The following is a 26,039-nucleotide window of genomic DNA, read 5'->3' as shown; positions in this document are numbered from 1 at the left end:
CGACGCCTTCTCGGCCAACCCCAACCAGCATGAAGTCGAGCTACATCCCGTAGCTCTTTAGCTTGTACCAGAGCGTACGTTCGCTCACACCGAGCAGTCGAGCGGCCGCAGCCTTGTTGTTGTCGCTGCGCGCGAGGGCGCCTTGAATTAGGCTCCGCTCGAGAGCTTCGACGCGATCCTTCAAGCATAATGCCCCGTCCGCAGCAGGTGACTCCGCGATGGCAGGTGGGGGAGCAGAGGGACGTTGCGAGAGTTCCGACGGCAGATGCGAGAGCGTTACTTCACTGTCGCGGGACAGAACGACGGCGCGCTCCATCAAATTCTCTAGTTCGCGCACATTGCCAGGCCACGGGTATACCTCGAGCCGCTCAAGCACCGATGGATGAAGGCGCGGCGGGGGCCGACCGATCTCAAGTGAGTACTTTTTGAGAAAGTGGTCTGCCAGCGTTGGTAGATCACCTTGGCGATCACGCAGCCTTGGTACGTCGATGCGCACCACGTTGAGGCGAAAGTACAGGTCACGCCTCAGCTGGCCGGCCTCCACGGCCTGGAGCGGGTCACGATTGGTCGCCGCGACGACTCGCAAATCCACCGGAATGCTGGAGTTTGCCCCGAGGCGTTCGATGGAGCCTTCCTGAAGCACCCTTAGCAGCTTGGCTTGAAGATTCACCGGCATTTCGGTGATTTCATCGAGGAAGATGGTGCCGCCGCTGGCCAGCTCGCATTTGCCCACGCGATCGCGCAGCGCCCCGGTGAACGCTCCTTTTACGTGACCGAAGAGCTCGCTTTCCAGCAACTCTGGGGGAATGGCCGCGCAATTGATCGGCACAAACAACCCCGATCGGCCGGATGCGGCATGGACGGCCCGAGCTACCAATTCCTTGCCAGTACCGGTTTCACCAACAATGAAAATGTTGCTACGGGTGGGAGCTACCTGTGAGATCAGCTCATAAAGGGTCCTCATGGCGGGGCTGGCGCCGATAAATTCACCCCAGCCACGCGAGATCTCCTCATGAAGGAAGCGATTCTCTCGCTGCACGGCCTGCATTGCGAGTGCGCGCGTCACCGCGACTTCGATCGTCTCCATCTCAAATGGTCGGATGATGTAGTCGACGGCGCCAAGCTTCATGGCCGCCACTGCCGTCTCGATGGTGGCGTACGCCGTCATCACGATGACCGGCACGTCGTCGCCTCTCTCACGCAACGCGCCAAGCAGCGCGATGCCATCCATGCGAGGCATGCGCAAATCGGTGAGCACCAGGTCCACAGGTTGCTCGTCGATGGAGGCCAGTGCTTCGAGACCGTCCACGGCCTCTGCCACTGAATGACCAAGCGCCCGCAGCGACAATTCGAGGATCCGGCGCATCTTCGCCTCGTTGTCCACCACGAGTATGCGCTTGACGTTCATTTGCGGAGGCCATTTGAATTGAAGTGAAGAGTGAAGGATGCACCACCCCAGGTGCTCTCGCCCACCGTAATTTCGCCACCGTGCACCTGCACGATCTGTTGCACGATGGTCAGCCCAAGACCAATTCCTCCTTCGCGACGGCTGAAGAATGGATCAAAAATGGCCTGACGTAGGGGCTCGGGAATACCCGGCCCATCATCCTCCACGTTGATCCACACATTGGACGTATCCTGGCTGGTGGATATCTGGACTCGACCATGCTCTCCAACGAACGCCAACGCGTTCAGAACGAGGTTGAGAAGCACTTGCATCATTTGTTCGCGGTCGCAATTGAGAATCAACTCTGCTTCGCTAAAGCTGCGTGTCAGGGGCACCCTAGCTTTTTCAGCACGCGATGCCAGCAGCCCCAACACACTGTCGATGATGGCGTGCACATCGGTCGGCCTAAAGTCCGGTGGTGCCGGACGGGCACATTCCAGCAGGAGGGTCACCAGGCGATTAAGGCGCTCCGTCTCGCTGAAAATGAACCCGATAAGCTCCTGTTCGCGCTCACCCAGATGGGGTTGGCGCTGCAGGAGCTGGGCTGAACTACGCAGGATTCCCATGGGTGTCCGCACTTCGTGCGCCATGATGGCCGCCATCTCGCCAACGACGGCGAGCTTGCCGGCTCGGACGACTTGTTCACGCGAGCGAGCCAAAGCCTCGATCATCTCCACGTAAGCCCGATGCAACTCCTGCACTTCATATATATGGGTGGTGGGTGGCGGTGGCAAAGCCGACTCGCGCTGGCGAAAGCGGCGCGTGAAGTCGGTGAGGGCCACGATGGGGAGAGCGATGCGATTGGCCAATCGCGAGGAAATCCATAGGCTGGCTGACAAGGTCAGGAGTAGTGCGGCCAACATGGACCAGAGAAGGCGCCAGATCGGTCCAAACGAGACGGCGGTCGGCTCCATCATGACGATATGCCAACCGAGTCCCTGAAACTGCTGATAGCCGGCCGAGGTTGCTGCGCCAACCAGCAGCGTGCCGTAGCCAAGCGCCGCACCGTCGCGCACGTAGGAAACAACACCCTGTCTGGGCAGCCGCCAGTCCAGCTTCAAGCTCCGCGCCCCAACGCGGGCCCGGATGCCGGCCGAAGCAGCGATGACATTTCCGTGCTCATCCACCAAGAGCAGGTTGCGCGAACCATGGTCCACGGCTTCGTCGAGCAATTGCTCGACGGCATGCCAATCCAGCACGGCATACAAGTGACCGATCTCACCCGTACCAAATGCATTCGGTACGGGCGCCCTCAACGTGACTCCCCAACCCTCGGTCGACCGGGTTTCGGCCATTGAGACGTCGCCGAGGCGTGCGCCTGGGATTGCTCGCCAGGCATCACCCACAGGGGCCTGCCCACCGATAAGTAAGGGCTGGCTGGCTGCCACCACTCGACCTTGGACATTGGCGCCAAGCAACGCGGCGTAGGCTGTTCCCTGGCCAGCGTGGAGATCCGATAGAAAATGTGAGAGGCGCTTATCGACGTCGTTGACGCGGATGTCCTGCATCACCTCCAATCGGCTCCAGACGCGCATGTTCTCCACGTGCGAGAAGAGCAGGGTGTCGATGCGCTGCATCACGGTGCTGGCCCCGAAACGGAGGTTGCCGGCGATTTCCGCACGCAACGCATTGCGGAACTGAAAGAACGAGACGGTGCCGACCACGAAGACGGTCCCGAGCAGGGTCCAGAACAGCAGGCGAAACAAGGCCGATCGTGTGGTCAAGGGCGGGCTGCGGCAATGTTAGGTGGAAAAGCCAGATGGTCACTTGGGCGTCCCGGCTTTGCGGCGCCCCGCCCAGTGTCGCAGAATCGACGCCGGCATCGAACGATGAAAGCACCGGTCACCCGGTACCGAAGCCATCCCGGTCGCCCGTGCCTGCATCCCATGCCACGGGCGCCCTTCCGCTACCCCATCCAAGACTTTATCGATGAACTGGCAACCACGCCGCTCGCTATACCTCGGGGTGGCCACCGTCCTGCTGTGGCTGGCCTCGAACACGGGCGCCAGGGCCGCCGACAGCAGCGGCGGCTGGCAGCCTGCACCCTACACGCTGGGGCAGGGGTTGTACTTTCCTGGACAGGGCTTGCGTATCGGCGGCTACGCCGATGTGAACTTCTACAATGTGCAGGGCACGAACACCACGTACGACGTGCACGACCTGAGTCTGTTCATCACCAAGGACTTAGGCACGCAATGGCAGCTGTTTACCGAAATCGAGGCGAGCAATCCCGTCAACACCCATAGGCGGAGCGACGACGACGATTCTGAGCTGGATATAGAGCGGCTCTACGCCGACTATCACGCCAATCAATCCATCAGCTTTCGCTTTGGCAAATTCCTGACACCTGTTGGCGAATGGAACCTGGTACATGCGGATCCGCTGACATGGACAGTCTCTCGTCCGCTGTCAACGTCAGCTGCCTTTGCTCGACATGCGACGGGCGCAATGATGTTCGGAACTGTCACTGCGCAGGGCAACGACCTGGACTATTGGGTGTTCGTCGACGACAGCAAAAACCTCAGTTTCGGCCAAGAGCAGGATAATGCCTACGCCAACGTGGGCGCCAACGAAACGCTCCACAACAACTTTCGCCAGGCCCTTGGCGGCCGAGTTCTCTATCACCTTCTTGGCGACACACTGAATATCGGCGCCTCCGCTCTGAGTTATGAGTTGGCATCGCCGCGCCAGAAGTACCAACTGACTGGCATCGACTTCAATTGGGCGACCCGCTACGCAAGCTTTACGGGCGAGGGCATCTATCGAAGCAGTGATACGAGCGGTGAACCTGACGAGCGCGGCGGATTCGTCCAGGTCGAAGTGCCGGTGTGGCAGCGCCTGTATCTAATTGGCCGGTACGAGCGCTATCGCTCCTCCACGCCCGCGCAAACCACCACTATCGACACCGCCGCCATCAACTACAAGCCGATCCCTGGCATTGTGCTCAAGTTGGAGTATCGCGACGGCACCAACAACCAGTTGTTGGCGCCGACCGGTTGGCTGGCTTCGATTGCCGTGCTGTTCTGAGCAGCGTGAGCATGCGCACCCTCGTGCGGCAACTCACCAAGCAGGCCTTCGGCTGGGGGCTGCTGACGCTCGCCTGCGGGTCGTCGGCCGGGCAGCCTCAGGTAGCCATCATCACGGCGCCCAGTCCGCCGCAGCTGACGATTGATCAGAACACGCTGCGCAACGTATACCTCAAAAAGATATTTGTGGATGGATCAGGTCAGCGGCTGACTCCGGTCAACCTACCCAGCAGTGCGCCGCTCAGGGAGGCTTTCTCACGCGTCGTCCTGGAAATGGATGGCACTCAGCTTCAGGACTATTGGGATCGCCAATACTTCCAAGGCGTGAGCCCACCCTATGTGCTGGGCTCACAGGACGCCGTAGTGCGCTTTGTGTCGACCACCCCGGGGGCCATCGGTTATGTCGCTACCTGTCATGTCGATGCCAGCGTGCGTGTCGCTCTGCTCATCAACCTCCCACCTCATACTGCCGACGACATCTTCGATTGCACGGTGCACCACGTCCCCTGACCGGCGATAAGGCCTGCCAATCGTTGCAGACAATATTTGCAGTCTGCAGGGTATGGACTAGCAAGACAGGACGTACTGAACGACTGTCACTCAGGTAAAACAGTCACTTATCCCGCTGGCATGAAATTCGCTGAGCGCTCGCTATCCACCTCCGCGAGTGTCGTCGTGCTACCAGCTTTCAAGTTCGTCCGTCGCCTCAAACGCCTTGGCGTCATCCCGCAAGGGGGCACCCGACAGGACGGATCCCAGTGCGGCATGAGGAAGTGTGTGTGGCTGAGCCAACACCTGATCGCGGCTTTCACGCTGCCATTGACTCACGGTGGCGCCGCTTGAGTTCCGTCAGCTCTCTAAGGTACGGACTATCCCTTCCCACCAAGGGCATTTATCGCATCCTTGTTTGTCGCCCAAATCATCGCCTTGGGAACACACTCCTCCTGACACCGCTAATTGCGGAACTCGAGCGTAGTTACAAGGGCGCGGAGATCGATGTGATCTCCGAAGGGGATATTGCACGCGAAGTATTCTCCACGCATTTCAGCATCAAGAACGTGTTTTGCCTGCCGAGGCGTGGCTTCAAACACCCGGTCACCTTCCTCCGCCTTCTGCTGAAGATTCGGCGTACAAGGTACGACCTGATCATCGATCCATGCATCGGTTCCGGTTTCAGTCGCGCGGTAACTCGCTTTCTCCACGGCACTTACAAGCTCGGCTTCGGTAACCGTGCTGAACGCTCCGGCCTAACCCATGCCATACCGTCGCAGGTCGCTATGCAGCACATGGCAAAGCGCCCGGTTGACTTGTTGCGCTCAGCGCTTGGGCAGACGGCGCCTGGCCAAGACAGCTATCCCCCACTCGACATTCGCCTCACCAGCATCGAGCTGGCGCACGGTCGCCAAACTGTTGCAGGCTTGTTGTCGTCGCCACGACAGCACACATCTGAACCCGTAGTCGGCATCTTCGCCAATGCCACGGGCGCCAAGCGTTACCCGATGGACTGGTGGCGAGAATTCATTGACACGTTCAAGACCCTGTGTCCCGCAGCGAACATCATCGAACTGATTCCGATGCATGCGAACTCCATGCTCGGCGCTGAGTGGCCTGCGTATTACTCATCGGCAATTCGCCGAATGGCCGCTGTGATGGCTGGCTTCGATCTGCTGATCACTGCCGATTGCGGCGTGATGCATTTGGCCGTGGCCTCTCGCGTACCCACCGTCGGCCTCTTCTGTGTCACCGATCCGGGGGTCTATGAACCGTATGGGCCCGGGAACCGGGCCTGGAAGACCCAAGGTTTGTCGGCGCGCGAGGCCGCCTGTCGCGTCGTGGTCGACAACCGCGAATTGCTGGGCCTTCCCGCCCGTGAGGCGGGTGGCGAGGATCAACTTCCACTGGTCGAGGCCGTGGCACGTAATTAACCCAGGCAAGGCAGCCCATCCATCTCATTGGAAGATGATCAAGGACAACTTTGTGAGCAGCACCAACACCATCTGGATGATTATTGGAATGACCGGTCAAGCCATATTTTCTGCCCGGTTCGTCCTGCAGTGGATCTACAGCGAATATCGCCGGGAAAGTGCGATACCTATGTCCTTCTGGTACGCGAGCATCGTTGGCGGAGCCACTCTATTCGCCTACGCCATCTATCGACGCGACCCGGTGTTTCTCGTCGGCCAGGCATTCGGCCTATTTGTGTATCTGCGCAACATCGAGTTGCGCTTTCGCGAGAGCCGCCAGGCCATGGAGAGTCGTTCGAGATGATCGACGTCAACACGACATCGGGATGGGTGGTCGCGGGACTAGTCGGACAGGCGCTGTTTGGCGCGCGCTTCCTCGTTCAGTGGATCCACAGCGAGAAGGTTGGGAAAAGCCGATTCCCCAGCATCTTCTGGCAGATCAGTGTAGTGGCCGGCGCGATCATCCTGGCCTATGCGATCCACCGCCGCGACCCTGTTTTCATCATCGGAGAAACCACGACGTTGCTCGTTTTCCTCCGAAACTTGCAAATGCTGAGCCGAAAGCCCCCTATGGAGAACCCGTCACCTGCGGACACCGGCCTCGATGACAACGGTCGTGGCGCGTTATGAGCGCGATCCATAAACGAAGCCATCTTGTGGACACCGGGTGGGTCAAGACCAATCGACCAGTGTGGGTGATTTTGTTGGTTGGATTGTGTGCTGGGCTGATCCTTCAGGGTTCTCGCGGACTTTGGAGCCCCGATGAAGGGCGTTACGTCGGCGCGGCCCTGCAGATGCTCGGCTCTGGAAATTTCCTGGCACCAGCCTACAGCCCTACCGAGCTGAACTTTTCGAAGCCGCCGATGACCTACTGGGTGATCGCCGCTTCGCTGAAATTATTTGGAAACAACACGTGGGCTGCGCGTATTCCGTATGCGCTCTCTTTTGGAACTACCCTGGCGTTGTTGTTCCTTTTCGGGCGTCGCGTGAGCCCGCGAAAGCCATGGGCACCTTCACTGGTCTACGCCACCTCGGCATTTCCTTTTCTCACAGCCAACGTCGTCAGCACAGACGTGCTCCTGACGGTCTTCGAGACTCTTGCGGTATTGGGTTTCGTCATGGCGACGTGGCCGGTGCACGAGTTGCCCCGGCGTCAAGGGCTGCGTTTGATGTGGCTCGGATTCGCCTTGGCTTTCCTTACCAAAGGACCACCTGGGCTGCTTCCACTTCTTCCAATCGTCACGTTTAGCGTCTTTTGCGGTGATTGGCGCTCAGTGCGCCGCCTATTCGACCCTGTTGGCTTTGTGCTCTTCATGGTCATCGGCTTCAGCTGGTACGCCATGGCCGCACTGCGCTATCCGTGGCTAATTCACTACTTCCTTCACGACGAAGTCTACGGACGCATTTTCACGTCGATGCACGGTCGCCATGCCGGCGCGATCGGATGGGCCCAAATTTACGTGCCCGTACTTGTCGTTGGCACGTTTCCTTGGTGGACAGCCGTGAGCGGAGCATTGGGAGAATTCTTCCGTCCGGGGCGCCTTCGCAAGCTCCGCAACGAACGATCCATCCAGCTGTTTGCCGCGCTTTGGCTCGTCATTCCGCTTCTGATTTTTTGTCTGTCACAGTCCCGACTCCCACTCTATCTACTGCCGCTTTTCGTTCCGTTGGCTTTGCTCTCGGCGTCTCGGCTGGAAACCGGGTTCGACATCCACAGCAACCGCACCCGGGGGTTATTGCTTGGCTGGGTCATCCTGCTGCTGTCGATCAAGGGATATGCGGCCTACGGCCTCAGCGCCAAGGACGACAACCGCCGTGCGGCTGGCGAGATCGCCAGCCTGACCGCTGGAGCCGATTACGCTGCGGTAATCTTCCTCGAAGACAACCTCGATTCCTATGCCGTCGAGGAGCAAACCCCATGGGGCGTGCGCCTGTACCTCGACAAGCCCGTCTATGGAGTCTCGGCACGGTCGCCCGACGCCGCTGCACAACTTTGCGCGGCCATCCAGGCGCAAGGGAGAGCATTGATTGTCGTCAACCAGGCATTGCCCGCGACGGCACTGGAAACGATGACCCGTAGCTGCCGCCCGACCTTACACCTCGTTGAACGTTGGCGGAGCAACGAGCTCGTCCTTGCGCAGCAGCCAATCCTTTGACGCCCGAAGCAAGCGAGGTTAACGGCAATGTGTGGGATTAGCGGCGTCATGTTGCAGAGTCGAACGCAGCCCCGGGATGAGGCCATGCGACAGGTTCACACCATGCTGTCGGCGATGAGTCATCGCGGACCCGATGGTCAGGCTGAGTATGCGAGCCATGGCATCGTTCTCGGGGCGAACCGACTTGCCATCCGGGGGACCGATGAGAGGCAACCGCCCCTGTTTGCCCATGAAGCGGGCATTGTCGTTGTCTGCAACGGCGAAATCGACAACCATCGGGAGTTGCGCCGATGGCTGGCCTCTTGTGGTCATGTGATCGAGGAAAGCAGCGACATTGCGGTGCTCGCTCCGCTCTACCTCGAGAAAGGTCTCGCCTTCCTTGACGATCTGGAAGGCGTGTATGCCATCGCCCTATGGGATGCCCGCAAGCAACAATTGATCCTCGCAAGAGATCGGGCTGGCGAGCGTCATCTGTATTATTCGGTGAGCGAGCAGGGAGTCACCTTTGCATCCGAGCTGGCCGCCATGGTGGCTGGTGCACCTGACCAAATCGACCTCGACTCCCATTCGCTCCCCAACTATCTGCGATCTGGCTACTGCCCGTCGCAGTGGACTTTGCTTGCCCGCCACTTCAAAGTCTGTCCCGGGGAAGCCATTGTGTTCGAAGGGCAAAGCACGCGGCACGTTCGATATTGGCAGCCACCGATGGGACGAGCAGAGCAAGCCACGCCAGACGCGGAGGAATTTGACAGGCGCTTCCGGAACGCCATCGCACGCCAGACCGATATTGATGTGGACTTCGGGGTGCTGCTGAGCGGCGGCCTCGACTCCTCGTTGATCACGGCCGTGACCCGCAGCGTTCGACCCAAACAGCCATTGAACGCTTACTGTATCCGCTTCGGCGAGTCCTCCTTTGATGAGGGATGCCAGGCAGAAGCTATTGCCAGGCAGTTCGCCTGTCAGTTCACGCCGGTCACAGTCGTACCGTCGGACATTCCGGTAACGTTGAAACAGCTGATTGCCACCACGGGTGAGCCGCTCGCCGATCCGGCGTGGCTGCCGCTGTCGATCGTAACCAAGCGTGCCGCGCAAGACGTGAAGGTGCTGCTTGCCGGGGAAGGCGCAGACGAATTGTTCGGCGGCTATCCCACCTACCTTGGGGCAAGACTGGCCACTCACTATGCTCACCTCCCCAAGGCGGTTCGTGCCGCTTTGCGTCGACTCATCAACAGCCTTCCGGTGAGCGACCAAAAGGTCACCGTCTCGTTCCTTCTCAAGCGGTTCGTCGAGGGACAATCGCTTGATGGCCTTGCCCGACATCTGCGCTGGACAGCCAACCTCTCGGCCGAATGGATCGAACAACTCGGCTTCGACTATCCGGCTGATTGCACTACGCATGACGCGGCCAGACTGATTGACGTGATCCAGAGTTACGACTTTTCTCACTCGCTTCCCGACGCTCTTCTGGCCAAAGCGGATCGCGGCGGCATGTGCCATGCGGTTGAGATCCGTGCGCCATTTCTGGACAGGGCCGTGATCGACTTTGCTGCAACGCTTCCACTGAACGAGCGGGTAAGGAGGCTGACCACCAAAGTCTTTCTGAAGAATTACGCACGCCGCTACCTTTCGGCTTCAACGATCCACCGACGCAAACGAGGGTTGTCAGTACCTCTGGGTCAATGGCTCCGAGGCCCCTTGCTGAAGTGGGCTGAAGAGAAGCTCAGCAGTCACGCCTTGGCAGACGCCGGCGTCGACAATGGAGCTGCCTTGGCGCTATTGAGCGAGCACGTACGCAAGTCAAGGGACCATGCCCGTGGGTTGTGGAATCTCATCGTCCTGGCCGAATGGCTCGAATGGCTGAGGGACGCTCGGGGGATTGTTAGCGCGGAAAGCGTGAAATGCCCCTCAGACATCCTCGTTGACGTATAGGCCCGTTGTTGAAGGAGGGATGGATGAGTTTCATGGGCCACATTCCGAGGTCAGCTGTCTACGTCTGGCTAAGTTTGTTGCTGCTTGCGCTGGGAATGTCGTTCCAGGGCACACGTCCATTGTGGAATACCGACGAAGGCCGTTATGTCGACAATGCCCTGCAGATGCTGGACTCAGGAAACTTCCTGACCCCAGCCTACAACGCCGACCATAAGAACTTCGCCAAGCCGCCGCTGACGCTTTGGGCCATTGCCGCCACCGTCCACGTGATGGGCTCCAACACCTGGGCTGTACGTATCCCCTCAGCCATGGCTTTCGTGTTGACCTCCCTGCTGTTGTGCGTCATGGGCAGGCACCTGCTTCCCGACAAGGCCTGGCTGCCAGGATTGGTTTACGCCTGTACAGCAGGACCATTTATCGCAGGCAATGTGGTGAGCACCGATGATCTGCTCACCCTGTGTGAAGCGATTGCGATGTGCGGATTCTTCCAGGCGGCCTTTGGCCCCGCCGATGCGCAGCAGCGTCTTCCCGTGCTGGTGATGTGGTTTGGTTTCGGACTGGCATTTCTCACCAAGGGGACGCCAGGTCTGATGCCGCTTCTGGCGATCGTGGTCTTTATTGCCCGACGCGATGGCATGCGCGGGATTCGCCGTTACTTTCCGTGGATGGGGCTGGTGTTGTTCGCGCTCGTCGGGTTTACCTGGTACGCCGTCGTCGTTCTGCGCTATCCGCAGTTGCTCGACTACTACCTGAAATATGAGCTCTACGGCCGGATATTCACCTCGGCACACAATCGCAACCCGCAGTGGTATGGCTGGCTGGTAGCTTATGTCCCAGTCTTTGTGTTGGGGACATTGCCTTGGTGGCCCATGTTGGTGCCCGAACTAAAGGCCGCCCTTTCGCCGCGAAACTGGCGCCGCCGGTGGCACGAGCGATCGCCGGCGCTCTTTCTGGAGTTGTGGCTGGCCCTTTCGCTGCTCGTCTTCTGCATCGCGCGCTCCAGGCTGCCGGTGTATGTGCTGCCACTATTTATGCCCATGGCGTTGATGATCGCGCTTGCCTTGCGCGATCGGATCGACCTTACCTCATGGCGTCAACGCATCATGCTCGGCATTTGGGTCGTGCTACTCCTCGGAATAAAGGGTGGTGCGGCGCTATACGGTCATCCTCTCTCAGATGACCGAGCTATCGCCCGGCAGCTGGCGTCGATGGTTGGCCAGACGGATTACTCCGCCATTGCGTTCGTCGAGGCCGTAGAATCCACGGAGCAAAGGGTAGAACATACGCCGTGGGGTATTCGCCTTTACCTGGGCAAGCCCATCTATGCCATCGCTTGGAAGCACCCGGACGCGGCCCAGAAAATTTGCCGGCTATCCGATAGGCATTCATCGTTGCTGTTAGTCGTAGATGGTTCCATAGGCGCCGCCACCATGCCAGCAGTGCTGGCGCAGTGCCCGGGACGACAGCATGTGGAACTCGGTTCACTGTCGACGGCGCGTGTGGCGCTGTTGCGGAGAGTGGCGATTGCACCATGAGCATGAACCCCACGACGCGACTATGGATCAAACGTGTCGACCTGTTGGTGGGGCTGACAGTGCTCGGCTGGGTGCTGATAGCCTGGTTCATCCTAGTGGGCCTGGATAGCGTGCTGCAGTTCCTTCGCCAGCTTCGCTTCGTCGGACAGAACGGTTTCACGGTAAGCAATGCGGCGTACTATGTTTCCGTAACCATCCCGCGTCGCATGTACGAGATGTACGGGTCTGCCGCCTTAATCGGCAGCCTGCTAGGGTTGGGTGGATTGGCCTCTACGGGTGAGCTGACCGCACTCCGCGCCGCCGGCCTATCACCATTGCGCATCGCCATATCGGCGACGTGGGTGGTGACGGTATTGATGGTTGGCGTTGTGATCATCGGTGAAACCATCGGTCCATGGGGTGACCAGCAGGATCGAGCGATGCAGTTGCGCTTGCGAACGGGAGCGATTGGGCTCGGCCAAAGTGGCCTTTGGGCACGCGATGGTGATCGCATCATCAACGCCGCGCGAACCGTCCTTCGCGGCATCGATGGCCATGCTCGGGTGCAGTTGTTGGACGTCAAAGTCTTCACCATGACAACTGACGGGGAACTGAGCCGGTTCGATCACGCCGACACCGCCGAGCACGTCGGCAACCTATGGATACTCGGCCAAGTTCGAAGCAGTTTTATTGATAAAGATGGCGTGCACAGTACCCTTCGCGCCAACGATCGATGGCAGTCGCAACTGGATCCTAACGTTCTCGAGAAATCCATGATCCAGCCGCAGTACCTGTCGACGCGCGACCAATTGCGCAACATCCGGTATCTCGAACGCAATCACGAGAATCCTGTGGCCTATACGACGCCATTTTGGGGGCGCATTCTCTATCCATTGAATACACTCGTGCTTATGTTAAGCGCGATTCCGTTCGCCTTTGGGGCATTGCGGTCTGGCGGTGCCGGCAGGCGCGTTTTTATGGGCATGCTGCTAGCACTCATCTGGCATTTCGGCCAACAAGTGATTGTCAATTTTGGTGTGGTGTATGGCGCTCCACCACTGCTGGCAAACCTGCTACCGGCGATACTGACGATACTGCTCGCTTTGCTCTATTTTCGGCAGCTTACCTGAGTCATTTGACTAGCCATTTGCAGACATTATTTGATGCGGATTGCCATCAAGTGGCGAGTGAAGACGTCGCTGTCGGAGTCCACTAACGGCGGGGGGAGCTAATGGACGCACTGCCCCCGGTTTTCGGGCCAAAGCGATGTAAGTAGAGTTCGTCACAACGACGAGGACGGACCTAAAAGACGGGCGTATTAGGGACGAACAGATCATCGCCCCAATCAAGCAAGTAGCGGCCAGCGCAACGGTCAAGGGGCTGTCCGCAAGCGTGGTTTCATCGCCGCCTCGTTTCAGTTGTGGCGAGAGAAGCTTGCGGGCATGGAACTACCCGACGCCAGGCGACTGAAGACGCTGGAGGCAGAGAACGAGAATCTCAAGAAGATGTTGGCTGAGGCCGTCCCCTTGACGATACCTACCTATGCCAGGCGCCACTACTTCCAGAGTCGCTGCAGCTGAGTGAGTGTCAGAACTAGAGCGAATCCACGACTCTCTTCAGCTTGGCGCGGACACCACCGGCTGTCGCTTCGAGCTTCGAGTTTGCGATGGCTTGCATGGATGCTACCGGGTCCACAGCTGCGACCTCGACCATTCCGCCCTCTTGCGCCTGCACCACAACATTGCACGGCAGCATCGTTCCGATCTTGTCCTCGATCGACAGAGCTTCATAAGCAAGCTTCGGGTTGCAGGCTCCCAAAATGCGGTATGGACGAAAATCTACGTCGATCTTCTTCTTCAGCGTTTCCTGCACATCAATCGTCGAGATGATGCCGAAGCCCTCGCTCTTCAGTGCCTCCGTAACATGCTCGATCGCCTGCTCGAATTTCATGTTCAGTTTTTTCGCGAAGTAATAAGACATGATCGGCTCCACCAATCAGCGCCACTCACAGGCGAGACTAAATGGTAGCGACCCGGCTGTTAGTAGCGGGTCACGAAAGTAGGTGCCGCGTATCGGCGAAAAGGGTCAATTTTTGCAAAAGCGCGGTCCACGCGTTGAAGCGTGCACATGGAGCGCTAATGCGCTTAAACGGGTCAGATCGGCCGCGATCTCATTAGTAATGTTCCGCAGCGTTTCACTTCGACGCTGTGTGGCTGCACTACTCAGGTTGCCAGTACCTGGCCATAGGGCCCATTTCAATGGGCCTTCTGAGGCGAGAAGGCGGGCGCAGGTGGCCTGCGGCCCAAGACGGCGTGCCTTGCTCAGGAAGCGCCCCCGAAAAGCATGCCAACACCGGTGGTGATGGCCATTGCCAGCGCGCCCCAAAAGGTTATCCGTAGTGCGCCGGTGCGGACGCTCGCGCCGCCCGTGCGCGCGGCAATCCCTCCGAGGACCGCTAGGAAAATCAGCGCGGTGACGAAGACCCACACCAGCAGCCTTTTTTCGGGCGCAAGCAAGACCACCAGGAGAGGGAGAACTGCTCCGGCAGCGAAGCTCACCGCAGAAGCAGCCGCAGCCTGGAGGGGGCGCGCCTTGAGTGCTTCGGTGATGCCAAGCTCATCGCGCATGTGGGCATCAAGCGCATCGTGGGCCATCAACTGCTCTGCAACCTGGCGGGCGAGCTGAGGGTCAAGTCCACGCTTGACGTAGATCGCCGCCAATTCTTTGTGTTCACCTTCGACGTCGGTCGCCAGCTCCTTGCCTTCGCGAGCCAAGTCGGCTTGTTCGCTGTCCGCCTGGGAGTGAACCGACACATATTCACCGGCTGCCATGGACATGGCGCCGGCAACCAGACCCGCCATACCAGCTACCAGGATGGACGACTCGGTTCCACGAGCGGCCGCCACGCCCATTATCAGGCTGGCAGTCGACACGATGCCGTCATTGGCTCCAAGCACTGCTGCACGGAGCCAACCCATGCGTTCGGTGACGTGACGTTCGCGATGGCGGTGCGGCATCTGTCGACTCCTTTTCCGTCCCTATGACTCAGAGCATGCGTCGTAGGGTGTCGTCCTTGCGGCCGAAGTGATGCCAAAGTGCGGCCAGGATGTGCAGCCCAATCACGAAGTAGAAGATGTTGCCAACAGTCCCATGGATGTCCTCCCATTGGTGCGCAAGCTCGCGATTGCCCACGCCAAGCAGGGCCGGCACGATTGTTACACCGAACAATGTGACCGCTTTTCCCGCAATCTGCAGGGTAATGATGCCCATAAGCGGCTGTGCGATGAGGAACACGTAGAGCGCAAGATGTGTGACCTTGCTGAGCGCTTCGCTAGCTCTGCCCAGCGGTGGCGATATCGGAGGAGCGGTATGCGCGATACGCATCGCCAAGCGAGGAACCACGAGCATTAACACCACGATACCGGCCAGAAAGTGGGTAGCCAAAACGTTGGTTCGCACACTGCTGCCACGGGGGAATACTTCGTGAAGATTGACGGCAACATAAGCAACTAGCACCAACAGGAAGATAATCCAGTGCAGCCAGCGCAAGGCTGGTGCGTACCTGCTGGGAATGGTCGACGGCATCGAAAGGTCCTTGGAACGGGGGGCAGGCTACGAAACAACCTGCGCCAAAGTCTCAACTTTACTCGCGTCTGCAGACATTCCCGCAAATGGTTCTCGCTCAGGGTGTCCGCTCGGGTTTTACTTCGCTGATGACAGGGGACGATGGTCCGGGAGGCAACGCGGTCACCCGGTGGAGCTAGCCAAGGCGAGTATCGACTTGCGAGTGACAGCGATGAGTTGGGACGACCTAAAGCCACGTACAAGAAGGCTGAAGCAGTCCTGGGCTACAGGGACTGCACGTAGGCGGCCACGTCCGCCATGTCGTCGGAAGTGAGCTTTGTGATGATGCCGTGCATCACTGGCGATTGGCGCAGGTTGCTCTGGATCACCTTGAGCTGCTTCACCACGTAGGGCGCGTGTTGCCCCGCAAGTCGCGGAAAGATGCCATTGCCTTCCGCGTGGGCGCCATGACACGTGGCGCAGGCCACCACCTTGCCCTCAGCGCCTTGCTCGAACAGCTGCTTGCCACGCGCCACCTGCTGCGGGTCCCCAGGTTCGCCGGCCGCAGGCGGCTGACGCGCGAAGTAGCGGCCCAGCGCCGCCGCGGTGGCATCGTCGATGAGCGTCGTCATGCCGAGCATGTAGTCGTGGGCTTCCTTTTCACCACGCTTGCCACTCTTAAACGCGTTGATCTGGGCGACGAGGTAGGGTTCCTGCTGCGCGGCAAGCTTAGGAAACGTTGGAGATGTGCTGTTTCCGCCCGGACCGTGACAACTTGCACAGACGTGGACGGCCAGCTTGGTGGCCGCTTCATCGGCAGCGCTGTCCGCCCGTGCAACTGACGGGCCGAGCACAAGAGCGGCCATGGCGAGGCTGGCATGGAGAACGTGCCCGGCGCGCATGTCAGAACGCCACCCAGACATTGGCGAACAGCGTGTTGTTGTCGTGTGCGTTTCGACCTGAGCCATCGTAGTTGCTCCCGGCGCCGTTGAATTTGACGAAATCGTAGTACTGCAACATCAGGCGCACGTTCTGGATGGGAAGATAGTCCAGCTCGGCCACAAAGAACGTGGTGTCTGGCTTTCCGTTGAGGCTTCCAGTGACCGAGCCGGGCGCGTACAGGCCGGTGTCGGTGGAACCATGCGTACGATTCACCTGAAGCGTGCCGCCGTACTTGCGCTCGTAGTAATACGTGAACTTGAGCTTGTCGGTCACCAGCGTGTCGCCATGATTGGCAGGTGTCGGGCCCACACCGATCGGCGTCCCCTCCAGCGTGGCGGGATAGCTCGCCCGATAGTCCTGCGATTCAATGATGTGCGTGAATTGCATGGTGTATGTATTGGGGTCTCCGATGTTCTGCCACTGCGCGTCAAACGCGATGTCGCGGAAACGATCCGTTGGTGTGAACGGCATGGTGTTGTCGGGGTACACATGGAAGATCGCGCCGAAGGTGCCCACCATCAGCGAGTTGGCGCCCCATTCGCGGTTGTAGGCGACGCGCCAGTAGGGATTGAACCCGTCCAGCCGCTTGACACCGCCGGGCTCATCGGTCAGTTGCCCCCTGCGCAGCACCGAGAAGAAGCCGTCGGCTGCCTGGTAACCGGACAGTTCCACGTAGACCTGCTGGTTCCAGAACACATAACCGCCCACGCCCGCCACCTGCTGCGCCAGCTTGCCGTCGATGAGCGTCGTCGCAATCTGGGAGATGCCGTTGGGCGGAAGCGTGAATGGAAAACCCATCGCTGGCGTGCTATTCCACACGTCTTGCAAGGTGGGGTTGTTATTGACGGTCAGGCCATACAGCCACCGAAGTTCGGTGCTGTCGGCGTCGGCCGAGCTTCCGGTGACGCGCAGATCGGTGTTGTCGATGCCGCTATGGCCCTTCGTCTGGCCGTTGCTGTTCACGAACAGGTTGTTGTAGGTCCACTGGATCCAGCCACCGATGTGGTCATTGATCTTGCCGGCGACGAACAGGCTGGCCGCCGACCCGATGATCTGGTCGGTCTTGGGGACAATGGGCTGGCCCTGGTCGTCCTTGTTGTTGCGCACATCGGTGTAGCCCATCTGTGCCATCACCGCCAACGGCAGATCTTGGCGTTTGCCTATGGTGTAGCCACTGAGCTTGAACCTTCGCCCGTAGGGCGTCAGTTCGGGAAAACTCACGTGGCAGGCCACGCAAGCTTGTCCCGTCTGCCTCGCGTAGGCGGGCACCGCCAGAGATGGCGACACCAAGGCCATCCAGGCCATGCCAATCCAGACGGCAAACATCCACAGGTTTCCGACCGAGCGTCGCATGACCATCTCCTGTGAAGAGCTGCGGCGCCCGTACCCCCAACGGAAGTGCAAGACTTGCCGCTACAGGTTCACTATATGACGGTGACCGAGCGAGGGGATGATGTGGGGCGTCAATTTCGCCTGCGGTGAAACGTCTCAGCCACTGGCATTTTGAGCAGCGAGGACAGCTCTATGGTGTCTGCTTTCGATCCCACGCGCGTTTAATGGATATATGAGCAGTCCCACTTAACGATAGATCGCCTCTTCCACGTGGTTGAGGCACTCAACGGCATGGTTGGCCGTGTGACGCACTATCTTGGAAAGGTAAGCGGCATCGCGCGGCGTCGATGTGTAGGTCAGCACGAGCCCGGCGAACTGGGCGATCGCTGCCAGATCCGAGTGGGCTTGAAAGGACCGGTGCACCAAATCAGGGGGCATCGTATCTGCGCGAGTACTCGAGAGAAATACCTTTAGGCTTGCCGCGGCATCGCTGGCGGCACCCGCTAAAGAAGCGGCCAAATGTCTTGGAAAGCTGCCTTTGGCCTCCGCCTCTTGGGCAAGTTCCGCGCAGGTACGGGCCACCATCAGCTCCTGTGTAACCGCATGAGTTCGGTCGGTCTGCATACGCCCTCTCTTCGCGAGAGAGTTTGCTTGTGACGTGATAAGCATCACAAGCTATACGAAGGATAGGGTGAGACAGGAATCTGCGACGAAAGCTTCGCGTAACCTAGCCGACTGTCGCTGCCTTGGCGCATTTCCCCAGATTCGCTCCCGGGTCAATGCGAACATTACCTAACAGACTTCGAGTAGTTTGCCAGGCACGCTGGGCAAACCTCCCTGCGTAGTGGTCGTTCAAAGTACCCCTTTCTTGTCCATCAAGCCGGTGTCCAACCATGAAGCGGCGAGATTTCCTGCAATTAAGCGGATTGGGAGTGCTGGGCGGAACTGTCTTTCCCTCGACGCGAGCGTTTGCCATGCTGGATCCCGCGTCGACTCCGCCGCTACCGGCCCAGCCTGACCACACCATCAGAATTGGTAGGAGTTTGGTCGAGCTAGCGCCCAACCGCATCGTCTCCACGACAACTTATAACGGCCAGTTCCCCGGGCCGCTCCTTCGCCTCAAAGAAGGTAAAGCCGTCGTGGTGGACGTCTACAACGACACAGACGTGCCTGAACAACTTCATCTGCATGGACTCACCGTGCCTGTCGACGTCGATGGCGCAGCGGAAGAAGGCACCCCCTTCATTCCACCGTTCGGCATGAGGCGCTTATCGTTCACCCCGGGACCGGCAGGGTTGCGCTTCTATCACACCCATGTGGTGGCCGGCAGCGACCTTTCTCTGGGCCAATACAACGGTCAGGTGGGCGCCATCTACATCGAGCCGCGACAGGAGCCCGGTGCCTTTGATCGCGAAGTGTTCCTGGTACTCAAGGAGTTCGACCCTTTTTTCAGCAAGGGTGGCGACATGGCCATGGACTTTCTGCAGCCGGGCGCCCGGGATCCTGCCCTAGAAGAGCGCGGCGAGTCCGCCATGAGGCATTCGCTGGCCGAAGGCGCCGCTCACGGCTATGAAGTGGGCTATCAGTCATTTGCCATCAACGGCCGCATGCTGGGCCACGGTGAGCCGATCCGCGTAAAGGCCGACGAGCGCGTGATGTTCCACGTCATCAACGGCAGTGCCACCGAGATCCGCAGCCTTGCCTTGCCCGGTCACACCTTCAAGGTGATCGCGTTGGATGGCAATCCTGTGCCACATCCCACCGAAGTCCCGGTGCTGTGGCTGGGTACCGCAGAGCGCATCAGCGCCATCGTTGAGATGAAGCACCCGGGTGTCTGGGTGATGGGTGACCTGGCCGACGATGATCGCGAGAATGGCATGGGCGTCGTCGTCGAGTATGCCGGCCAGCATGGCAAGCCCCGTTGGGAGAAGCCGAAACCCTTTGGCTGGGACTACCGGCGATTCGCCAAACCCGATGCCCGTCCGCCGGAGCCCGACGAGATCATAGAAATGACGTTCGCCAAGCAGAATGCTGCCCTCGGCGGCTTCAACAGGTGGACGATCAACGATGCTGCCTTCGACATGAAGGCAATGAAACCTATGTTCCAACTGCACCACGGTCGGCGCTATCGGCTCCGCATGCACAACGCCAGCGACGATATCCACCCGATGCACCTGCATCGCCACAGCTTCGAGATCACCCGCATCGCGGGTCAGCCAGCCAGCGGCGTCATCAAGGATGTCGCGATGCTGGGTGGCTACCAAACCATGGAGGTGGACTTCGTCGCCGATCAGCGAGGTCTGTCACTGTTTCATTGCCACATGCAACTGCACATGGACTTCGGTTTCATGGCGCTGTTCGATTGCACATGAACCTTTCGACGATGGACGCTCCAACCACACGCAATCCGTCTGGCCACGCCCTTGAAGTGGCGCGCGTATTTCTACGCTTGGGATTGACCTCCTTCGGTGGCCCGATCGCGCACATCGGCTATTTCCATCGGGAGTTTGTGGAGCGGCGACGCTGGGTGGATGAGCAACACTTCGGGCAGCTGTTTGCCCTGTGCCAGTTCCTGCCCGGGCCGGCGAGCAGCCAGCTGGGTTTCTCAATCGGTCTGCTGCGGGCCGGTTGGTTGGGGGCTCTCGCGGCCTTTATTTGCTTCACGCTGCCCTCGGCGCTGTTGATGTTCGCCTTTGCGGAGGCGAGCGCTCGCTTGGCTGGCCCGTGGGGTCAGGCAGTAATCCATGGCCTCAAACTGGTCGCCGTGGCGGTGGTCGCCCAGGGCGTGCTGGGTATGGCCCGTACGCTCTGTCCGGACCGACCACGCGCCCTCATGGCTGCAGCCACGTGGGCGTCATTGCTCTCAGCCAAAGCGCTTGGATGCAATTGCTGTTGGTAGCCGGCGGCGCGGCGCTCGGCCCCTGGGCTTGTCGCCAGGTCGAGGCAAAGGTCGGGGAGACGTTCGGCCTGCATTATGGGCCCCGCACTGGCGCGGGTTTTCTCGTCGCCTACATTGCACTCCTGGCGATCTCGCTCCTCGCCACCCCCTTCATGCCACCGCTGGGTCAGGTCGCCAGCGCCTTCTATCGCACCGGCGCCCTGGTTTTTGGCGGTGGCCACGTAGTGCTTCCCTTGTTGAAGCAGGCCGTAGTGGATCCAGGCTGGATCAGCGCCGACCGCTTCCTAGCGGGCTACGGAGCTGCCCAGGCCGTTCCGGGCCCCATGTTCACGCTGGCGGCTTACCTCGGCGGAGAGCTGCACGGCGGACAAGGTGGGGCGCTGGGTGCCACGGTGAGCCTGCTCGCCATCTTTCTGCCGGGGCTGCTTATGGTGTCCGGCGCATTGCCGTTCTGGCGGGCACTGGCTGCTCGCACCCGGGCGGGTCGGATGTTAGCCGGCGTCAACGCGGCAGTGGTCGGCCTTTTAGCCTTTGCTCTTTATGATCCGGTATGGGTCAGCGCCATTCATGGGAGCAAGGATTTCGCCATCGCGTTGGTTGCTTTTGTCGGGCTGGTTGCGGCCAAGTGGCCACCGCTCCTAGCGGTTGCGTGGTGCGTAATTACATCTCTGCTTTGCGTTCTAATGAACACATAGCCGCAGTGCCGCTTCCTGGTGATGCGCGCAGTTAAGTACCGCGTTCGCTTTCGGCTCGAAGCGGACTCAGCCCATTAAAAGATAGGCAGTTGTAGGCATTCTCTGACAGACATTGGGCGAATGCCCAACGAACATCGACATCGGTTTCCGAGAGGAACAGGGGAAAGTCATGGCACCTAAGAAGCCGGCAGCAGCCGACGATGCGGTCGCGCCTCGTGCACGGATGCACAAACTCACTATTCGAAACTTTCGTGCAATTGGTAAGCAGCCGGTGGAGATTGAACTGGACGACATAGTGGTCCTGGTCGGTGCTAACAACACAGGAAAGAGCTCCATTCTCCGGGCCTACGAGCTCGTGATGGATGCGGGAAAGAAAGGGGAGATGGTCATCGACGACTTCCCGGGAGGGACTATCCCAGAGGGCGGACTTTCTGCAGATGCGCTAAGCACCGCTTTCGACGCAAGGCTGCCGTTCCAGTTGCCGGTGCAAGTCCCGCCCTCGCGACCAGCTACCTGGCCGCCGTGACATGGTCACTGAGAACGGGGCGGAATACCTATATCGGGTCGGAAGCGGACGCTCAGGCCTATTGTTTTCGCCTCGACGCGACGACCAAAGACAGAGCCAAAAGTCCGCCCAGAACGAGCGCGACCCATCCCATCAATGACCGTGCATCGGAGTAGAGAATTGACACGCCCATTGCGGCAAGGCCAACCGCCATGATGGGTTGAACGCTTCGCTGCGCTTTGTAGATGTTCGCGTTTTTCAGCGACGTCAATTGAAGCTGGGACAACGCCTCCGCCGTCGGCTTGCAGACTTCAGAGCACGCCAAGCCGTTTGTGACCGGCATTCCACAATTCTTGCAAACACCCTTAGCGCAACACTTGCAGACGCCGACGGCCGCTGCATCGCCGTGAACATAGCACTGCATCTGATTCCCCTTCCTTTTGATTGAGCCAGCGCCCGCATTGGATACGGCCAGCGCCCCCTTGTCGAGGGTCCGCTCCGGGTCGGAAGCGGACACTGCTGCTAGGTAGTTTTACCTAAGTGAATCCCGAAGTTCCACCGAAGCCGCGTACCTACGGGTGTGCTGATATCTGTTGGCGCGTCTTCTCATCTGAGTCGGAGGTTCCATGAAACTCTTGTCCGCTGCGCTCATGATTGCTGCCATCACACCTGCCGTTGCTGTGGCCGCCGACAAAGACGAGACGATTGATACGCCGATCGGCAAGCTCACCTTCGAAAACGGTGGCTATCCAACGCACGAAACCGTCCAAAAGCTCTACGACACGATGGACTTTCAGCGTGCCTGCCAGACATACATCTGGGGCATACCCGCGGTCGGTCTCAACGAATGGCGAAGGGCGCACTACAACGTCTTCGGCGGAAAGAACGGCGAGATGCTTTCCTATCTGGATTTCAAGGAAAAGCTTGGGATCCTGACGCCGAACTTCACGACGCCATACATCGCCACGTTCATTGATCTGCAGGAGAGCGGTCCGATCGTGGTGGATCTGCCACCGGGTCTCATGGCGGGCATGATTCTCGACGACTGGCAGCGTGTCCTTTCAGATCTCGGCGTCGTCGGCCCCGACAAGGGCAAGGGAGGCAAATATCTTATCTTGCCGCCTGGCTACAAGGGCAAGGTCGACGCCAAAGGCTATTTCGTCGTGCAGTCCACCAGCCGCGACGTCCTCGCAGGCGTTCGCCTACTTGGCCCGGACAAGCAGAAGGAAATCGCCACCCTCGTTCCCCTCATCAAGACGTATACGTGGTCTCCCCAAGGCGCCGGTACGCCGATGCCGGTTCGCCCTGCCGGCGACAAGCCGTGGAGCCAGGCGGCGCCGCGCGGAATGGCCTATTGGGACAGCCTGAACGAAGTGATCCAGCGTGAGCCCATCGACGAGCGTGATCGGCTGATTGTTGCGCAACTTCGGTTCCTTGGCATCGAGAAGGGCAAGCCCTTCAACCCCGATGCGCGACAGAAGAAGATTCTCGAAGATGGCGTGATCGTGGGTGAAGCCATGGCCAAGGCCAACACATCCGACAAACGTGTCGAGCCGCCGTTCTGGAATGGGACGCACTGGAAGCACGCGCTGGTTGTATCGACCGACCAGAGGGCGCCTAATTACGACCAACTCGACGAGCGCGCGGCCTGGTTCTACGAGGCTGTCGTCATTTCACGCGGCATGCTGACAACAACGCCAGGCTTTGGCCAGCGTTACATTGCCAGCTATCAAGACAAGGATGGCCACTGGCTCAACGGCAGCAACACTTACAAGTTGCATGTCCCGGCCAACCCGCCGGTGACACAGTTCTGGTCGGTGACTTACTACGACGAAGACACCCGTCGGATGATCGCGACGCCACAAGGTCGCCCTGATCTTTCATCCCGAAAGGAAGATCTTGTGAAGAACAGCGATGGCTCCATCGATGTCTACTTTGGCCCGAAAGCTCCTGCAGGCAAGGAAGCGAACTGGGTACAAACCTTACCGGGCAAAGGCTGGTTTACCTACTTCCGTTTCTATGGACCAACCCAAGCTTTCTTTGACAAATCTTGGGCATTGCCGGATTTCGAGAAAGTGAACTGAGCCAGTCGCATGGTCGGCAGACAACTATGTCTCCCGACCATGCGCGGTGTCGGGCCTGTCTACTCGCAGTGTCCGCTATTGGTCGGAGGCGATCATTGCCAACAGTGCCTTCCTGGTTAAGACCTATAACGTAGCTTTACGCAAGAAAACTCCAACATTTTTCCGATGCGCGCGACGCGTGGCTGCCTCAATCTCCAGGTGGCCACTAATCCATATTCGCTCTGGAGGCTTCATGAAGCACCTGCATCTAAGCGTTGCGCCCGCCCTGTTGGCCGCCATGGTCGCTTCCACCAGCGCGCTCCCCGGCGCGGCCCACGCCCAACAGGATCGCTACGAAGCGTTGGCGAACCTGCCGGAAGATCACAACCGCGCGACCCCGGATACCGCAAAAGCGCTGAAGGAGGAACTGCTGTTTCAGCGCGCTTCCCAGACTTATCTCTGGGCGCTACCGCTACTCAACACCGTGGGCATGCGCGATGGATTCGCCGATGCGTTCGGCACGGGTTACAACGTGATGGCCATCTGGGAAAAGCGCCTTGACGCAAAGACCCGGATCACCACGCCCAATTCCGATTTGATCTATGGCATGGTCTTTGTCAACTTGGCTGACACGGGCCCGCTTGTCTTCGAAGCCCCGCCGAAACTGCAGGGTATCTTGCTGGACTTCTGGCAGCGGCCCATCCCCGAGAGCAGCGGAAAATTCTTCGGTGACATTGGCCTTCCAGGGCCTGACGCCGGAGCGGGTGGCAAGTTTCTGATCCTGCCGCCCGGGTACAAGGGCAATGTGCCCGATGGCTATTACGTCTATCGCTCCGGCACCAACAACGTTTTCATTTTCCTCCGCTCGTTTTATCAGGACCTCTCCAACATCGGACCCGCCACTGATGTGCTGAAGAAGTCCGTGCTTTACCCGCTAGGCAAGAAAGACAGCGCGAAGAAGATGGTGTTTCACGACGCCTCGGGTAAACCTCACGAAATGCTCCCCCGCACGGATGTCGCGGCGTTCAAGGAATTGAAGTGGCTGGTTGATAGCGAGGGCGACAACCTTGCTGACCCCGACTGGCTTGGCATGCTCGCTGGCTTGGGCATTGTCAAAGGCCAGCCCTTTGAGCCGGACGCGCGCACGCAAACCATACTGAGTGCGGCAGCCAAGACCGCTTACAACACGAGCCGTGTCATTGGCACACAGACCGCCCAGGGCAAGACTGACCTTCATGTTTACAAGGATCGCCAATGGGTGAATCCGATCAACAACGTCACCGCTCGCTGGCCCAATACCCCGATCGGGCTGGACTTCATGACGCGCAGCGGCTACCGGGACCTGGATGCCCGAGCCTGGTTCTTTACCGACTATTACTCGATCAGCCCGGGCATGGTGTCCATGACACCCGGCAAGGGCGCGTACTACATGATCGCGTTTTCGGACTCCACCGGCAGTCCGTTGAATGGTGAGAACAGCTACACATTGAAGCTGCCGCCGAATATTCCCGCCGATCTCTTCTGGTCAGTGACGCTCTACCAAGCCGCCAACGCGTCGGGTGTGCAGAACGGACAGCCGTTCCCTTCGCTGGGCAAGCTCAATAAGCCGGCGCAACAGGGTGATGGCAGCACCGTCCTGTATCTCGGGCCCAAAGCCCCGGCCGATGCCAAAGGCAATTGGCTGGCGACCGTACCCGGCCAAGGCTATTTCGTCATTCTTCGCCTGTACCTGCCGCAGCAAGCTGCCATTGATGGCTCTTGGAAGCCCGGCGATATTGAAAAAGTGAAGTGAGGCTCACCCATAGCCTGGATGACGGGGCGAATCCCGACGTAGCGAACGGCTGTCGGCATGGGTTCGTGCATCCAACCAACAAGAAAGGCGGTGCCAAGTGTGCCGCTTCCTCGTGATCGATCGACACGAATCTGTTCCCGTTTAGGTCCGTATATGGACTCCTCCCCTTTGCCAAGCATCCCCTAGCTCTGGCGTCCGTGTCGACTGCACA

The 26,039-nt window shown here is 59.4% G+C and carries 24 protein-coding genes and 1 pseudogene; 16 read left to right on the top strand and 9 right to left on the bottom strand.

What is annotated here, in order from left to right:
• Window positions 1–40 precede the first annotated feature (40 nt).
• Both DVT68_RS14805 and DVT68_RS14800 read right to left on the bottom strand, forming a co-directional pair.
• A complete protein-coding gene (locus DVT68_RS14805) occupies window positions 41–1,408 on the bottom strand; it encodes a sigma-54-dependent transcriptional regulator (RefSeq protein ID WP_114825884.1) in 1,368 nt (455 codons plus the stop codon).
• Window positions 1,405–3,153, bottom strand: coding sequence for a sensor histidine kinase (locus DVT68_RS14800; RefSeq protein ID WP_114825883.1), 1,749 nt, complete (start codon window positions 3,151–3,153; stop codon window positions 1,405–1,407). Before DVT68_RS14800 ends, DVT68_RS14805 begins: the two co-directional genes overlap by 4 nt.
• Window positions 3,154–3,376: 223 nt before the next feature.
• Here DVT68_RS14800 and DVT68_RS14795 point away from each other — a divergent pair, with 223 nt between their 5' ends.
• The 10 genes and pseudogenes from DVT68_RS14795 to DVT68_RS20750 form a co-directional block, all read left to right on the top strand.
• Window positions 3,377–4,474, top strand: a complete 1,098-nt coding sequence (locus tag DVT68_RS14795; protein WP_147281743.1) for a hypothetical protein — start codon at window positions 3,377–3,379, stop codon at window positions 4,472–4,474.
• 11 nt (window positions 4,475–4,485) lie between these two features.
• The gene (locus DVT68_RS14790; RefSeq protein WP_114825881.1) at window positions 4,486–4,983 is read left to right on the top strand and encodes a type 2 periplasmic-binding domain-containing protein; all 498 of its coding nucleotides are present in this window, start codon (window positions 4,486–4,488) and stop codon (window positions 4,981–4,983) included.
• Window positions 4,984–5,312: 329 nt separating this feature from the next.
• A complete protein-coding gene (locus DVT68_RS14785) occupies window positions 5,313–6,398 on the top strand; it encodes a glycosyltransferase family 9 protein (protein WP_147281742.1) in 1,086 nt (361 codons plus the stop codon).
• Between the two features lie 52 nt (window positions 6,399–6,450).
• Window positions 6,451–6,741, top strand: a complete 291-nt coding sequence (locus DVT68_RS14780; protein ID WP_199536079.1) for a lipid-A-disaccharide synthase N-terminal domain-containing protein — start codon at window positions 6,451–6,453, stop codon at window positions 6,739–6,741.
• Window positions 6,738–7,067: a lipid-A-disaccharide synthase N-terminal domain-containing protein gene (locus tag DVT68_RS14775; protein WP_114825878.1), complete on the top strand. Its 330-nt coding sequence runs from the start codon at window positions 6,738–6,740 to the stop codon at window positions 7,065–7,067. The genes DVT68_RS14780 and DVT68_RS14775 overlap by 4 nt, the downstream gene beginning before the upstream one ends.
• A complete protein-coding gene (locus DVT68_RS14770) occupies window positions 7,064–8,593 on the top strand; it encodes an ArnT family glycosyltransferase (protein ID WP_114825877.1) in 1,530 nt (509 codons plus the stop codon). The genes DVT68_RS14775 and DVT68_RS14770 overlap by 4 nt, the downstream gene beginning before the upstream one ends.
• A gap of 27 nt (window positions 8,594–8,620) precedes the next feature.
• Window positions 8,621–10,522 carry an asparagine synthase (glutamine-hydrolyzing) gene (gene asnB, locus DVT68_RS14765; RefSeq protein WP_114825876.1) on the top strand — a complete coding sequence of 634 codons (1,902 nt, stop codon included), beginning with the start codon at window positions 8,621–8,623 and terminating at the stop codon, window positions 10,520–10,522.
• 23 nt (window positions 10,523–10,545) lie between these two features.
• Window positions 10,546–12,057: an ArnT family glycosyltransferase gene (locus tag DVT68_RS14760; RefSeq protein WP_114825875.1), complete on the top strand. Its 1,512-nt coding sequence runs from the start codon at window positions 10,546–10,548 to the stop codon at window positions 12,055–12,057.
• Window positions 12,054–13,166, top strand: a complete 1,113-nt coding sequence (gene lptG / locus DVT68_RS14755; protein ID WP_233523496.1) for an LPS export ABC transporter permease LptG — start codon at window positions 12,054–12,056, stop codon at window positions 13,164–13,166. Before DVT68_RS14760 ends, lptG begins: the two co-directional genes overlap by 4 nt.
• Window positions 13,167–13,353: 187 nt before the next feature.
• Window positions 13,354–13,559 (top strand): annotated as a pseudogene (locus tag DVT68_RS20750) (transposase); the annotation flags it as partial.
• Window positions 13,560–13,629: 70 nt separating this feature from the next.
• Here DVT68_RS20750 and DVT68_RS14745 read toward each other — a convergent pair.
• The 6 genes from DVT68_RS14745 to DVT68_RS14720 all read right to left on the bottom strand — a co-directional run bounded on the left by DVT68_RS14745 (window position 13,630) and on the right by DVT68_RS14720 (window position 18,498).
• Entirely contained in the window at window positions 13,630–14,016 is a 387-nt protein-coding gene (locus DVT68_RS14745; RefSeq protein WP_114825873.1) for a DUF302 domain-containing protein, read from the bottom strand.
• A 341-nt stretch (window positions 14,017–14,357) separates the two neighbouring features.
• Complete coding sequence (locus tag DVT68_RS14740) at window positions 14,358–15,053, bottom strand: VIT1/CCC1 transporter family protein (RefSeq protein WP_114825872.1); 696 nt, start codon at window positions 15,051–15,053, stop codon at window positions 14,358–14,360.
• A 28-nt stretch (window positions 15,054–15,081) separates the two neighbouring features.
• Entirely contained in the window at window positions 15,082–15,621 is a 540-nt protein-coding gene (locus tag DVT68_RS14735; protein WP_114825871.1) for a cytochrome b, read from the bottom strand.
• A gap of 263 nt (window positions 15,622–15,884) precedes the next feature.
• On the bottom strand, window positions 15,885–16,568 hold the full coding sequence (locus DVT68_RS14730) for a c-type cytochrome (RefSeq protein ID WP_114825870.1): 684 nt from the start codon (window positions 16,566–16,568) through the stop codon (window positions 15,885–15,887).
• Entirely contained in the window at window positions 16,504–17,895 is a 1,392-nt protein-coding gene (locus DVT68_RS14725) for a cytochrome C (protein ID WP_114825869.1), read from the bottom strand. The genes DVT68_RS14730 and DVT68_RS14725 overlap by 65 nt, the downstream gene beginning before the upstream one ends.
• Before the next feature lie 225 nt (window positions 17,896–18,120).
• Window positions 18,121–18,498 carry a hypothetical protein gene (locus DVT68_RS14720; protein ID WP_114825868.1) on the bottom strand — a complete coding sequence of 126 codons (378 nt, stop codon included), beginning with the start codon at window positions 18,496–18,498 and terminating at the stop codon, window positions 18,121–18,123.
• 269 nt (window positions 18,499–18,767) lie between these two features.
• Between DVT68_RS14720 and DVT68_RS14715 the strand changes: the two genes are divergently transcribed.
• The 4 genes from DVT68_RS14715 to DVT68_RS14705 all read left to right on the top strand — a co-directional run bounded on the left by DVT68_RS14715 (window position 18,768) and on the right by DVT68_RS14705 (window position 21,994).
• On the top strand, window positions 18,768–20,246 hold the full coding sequence (locus DVT68_RS14715; RefSeq protein ID WP_114825867.1) for a multicopper oxidase family protein: 1,479 nt from the start codon (window positions 18,768–18,770) through the stop codon (window positions 20,244–20,246).
• The gene (locus tag DVT68_RS20745) at window positions 20,243–20,773 is read left to right on the top strand and encodes a chromate transporter (RefSeq protein ID WP_233523495.1); all 531 of its coding nucleotides are present in this window, start codon (window positions 20,243–20,245) and stop codon (window positions 20,771–20,773) included. Before DVT68_RS14715 ends, DVT68_RS20745 begins: the two co-directional genes overlap by 4 nt.
• Complete coding sequence (locus tag DVT68_RS20740) at window positions 20,755–21,468, top strand: chromate transporter (RefSeq protein ID WP_233523494.1); 714 nt, start codon at window positions 20,755–20,757, stop codon at window positions 21,466–21,468. The genes DVT68_RS20745 and DVT68_RS20740 overlap by 19 nt, the downstream gene beginning before the upstream one ends.
• A 169-nt stretch (window positions 21,469–21,637) precedes the next feature.
• The gene (locus DVT68_RS14705; protein ID WP_233523493.1) at window positions 21,638–21,994 is read left to right on the top strand and encodes an AAA family ATPase; all 357 of its coding nucleotides are present in this window, start codon (window positions 21,638–21,640) and stop codon (window positions 21,992–21,994) included.
• Window positions 21,995–22,052: 58 nt separating this feature from the next.
• Here the strand turns inward: DVT68_RS14705 and DVT68_RS14700 are convergent, their stop codons facing one another.
• A complete protein-coding gene (locus DVT68_RS14700; protein WP_114825866.1) occupies window positions 22,053–22,316 on the bottom strand; it encodes a hypothetical protein in 264 nt (87 codons plus the stop codon).
• A 283-nt stretch (window positions 22,317–22,599) separates the two neighbouring features.
• Here DVT68_RS14700 and DVT68_RS14695 point away from each other — a divergent pair, with 283 nt between their 5' ends.
• The gene (locus DVT68_RS14695; protein ID WP_114825865.1) at window positions 22,600–24,057 is read left to right on the top strand and encodes a DUF1254 domain-containing protein; all 1,458 of its coding nucleotides are present in this window, start codon (window positions 22,600–22,602) and stop codon (window positions 24,055–24,057) included.
• A 232-nt stretch (window positions 24,058–24,289) separates the two neighbouring features.
• Window positions 24,290–25,828: a DUF1254 domain-containing protein gene (locus DVT68_RS14690; RefSeq protein ID WP_114825864.1), complete on the top strand. Its 1,539-nt coding sequence runs from the start codon at window positions 24,290–24,292 to the stop codon at window positions 25,826–25,828.
• Window positions 25,829–26,039 lie beyond the last annotated feature (211 nt).

It is taken from the genome of Dyella solisilvae (assembly GCF_003351225.1).
In the GTDB taxonomy this organism is placed as follows: Bacteria; Pseudomonadota; Gammaproteobacteria; order Xanthomonadales; family Rhodanobacteraceae; genus Dyella; species Dyella solisilvae.
Note: the sequence above shows the minus strand (reverse complement) of the source record. Positions and strands in the feature narration are given on the sequence as shown.

Bases quoted from the DNA above. Each gene is read 5' to 3' on its own strand.
- DVT68_RS14715 (WP_114825867.1), top strand. From the start codon at position 18,768: ATGAAGCGGCGAGATTTCCTGCAATTAAGCGGATTGGGAGTGCTGGGC.
- DVT68_RS14705 (WP_233523493.1), top strand. From the start codon at position 21,638: ATGGCACCTAAGAAGCCGGCAGCAGCCGACGATGCGGTCGCGCCTCGT.
- DVT68_RS14720 (WP_114825868.1), bottom strand. From the start codon at position 18,498: ATGCAGACCGACCGAACTCATGCGGTTACACAGGAGCTGATGGTGGCC.
- DVT68_RS14725 (WP_114825869.1), bottom strand. From the start codon at position 17,895: ATGCGACGCTCGGTCGGAAACCTGTGGATGTTTGCCGTCTGGATTGGC.
- asnB (WP_114825876.1), top strand. From the start codon at position 8,621: ATGTGTGGGATTAGCGGCGTCATGTTGCAGAGTCGAACGCAGCCCCGG.
- DVT68_RS14695 (WP_114825865.1), top strand. From the start codon at position 22,600: ATGAAACTCTTGTCCGCTGCGCTCATGATTGCTGCCATCACACCTGCC.
- DVT68_RS14690 (WP_114825864.1), top strand. From the start codon at position 24,290: ATGAAGCACCTGCATCTAAGCGTTGCGCCCGCCCTGTTGGCCGCCATG.
- DVT68_RS14700 (WP_114825866.1), bottom strand. From the start codon at position 22,316: ATGCCGGTCACAAACGGCTTGGCGTGCTCTGAAGTCTGCAAGCCGACG.
- lptG (WP_233523496.1), top strand. From the start codon at position 12,054: ATGAGCATGAACCCCACGACGCGACTATGGATCAAACGTGTCGACCTG.
- DVT68_RS14805 (WP_114825884.1), bottom strand. From the start codon at position 1,408: ATGAACGTCAAGCGCATACTCGTGGTGGACAACGAGGCGAAGATGCGC.
- DVT68_RS14745 (WP_114825873.1), bottom strand. From the start codon at position 14,016: ATGTCTTATTACTTCGCGAAAAAACTGAACATGAAATTCGAGCAGGCG.
- DVT68_RS14735 (WP_114825871.1), bottom strand. From the start codon at position 15,621: ATGCCGTCGACCATTCCCAGCAGGTACGCACCAGCCTTGCGCTGGCTG.
- DVT68_RS14775 (WP_114825878.1), top strand. From the start codon at position 6,738: ATGATCGACGTCAACACGACATCGGGATGGGTGGTCGCGGGACTAGTC.
- DVT68_RS20745 (WP_233523495.1), top strand. From the start codon at position 20,243: ATGAACCTTTCGACGATGGACGCTCCAACCACACGCAATCCGTCTGGC.
- DVT68_RS14790 (WP_114825881.1), top strand. From the start codon at position 4,486: ATGCGCACCCTCGTGCGGCAACTCACCAAGCAGGCCTTCGGCTGGGGG.
- DVT68_RS14795 (WP_147281743.1), top strand. From the start codon at position 3,377: ATGAACTGGCAACCACGCCGCTCGCTATACCTCGGGGTGGCCACCGTC.
- DVT68_RS14740 (WP_114825872.1), bottom strand. From the start codon at position 15,053: ATGCCGCACCGCCATCGCGAACGTCACGTCACCGAACGCATGGGTTGG.
- DVT68_RS20740 (WP_233523494.1), top strand. From the start codon at position 20,755: ATGCAATTGCTGTTGGTAGCCGGCGGCGCGGCGCTCGGCCCCTGGGCT.
- DVT68_RS14770 (WP_114825877.1), top strand. From the start codon at position 7,064: ATGAGCGCGATCCATAAACGAAGCCATCTTGTGGACACCGGGTGGGTC.
- DVT68_RS14730 (WP_114825870.1), bottom strand. From the start codon at position 16,568: ATGGCTCAGGTCGAAACGCACACGACAACAACACGCTGTTCGCCAATG.
- DVT68_RS14760 (WP_114825875.1), top strand. From the start codon at position 10,546: ATGAGTTTCATGGGCCACATTCCGAGGTCAGCTGTCTACGTCTGGCTA.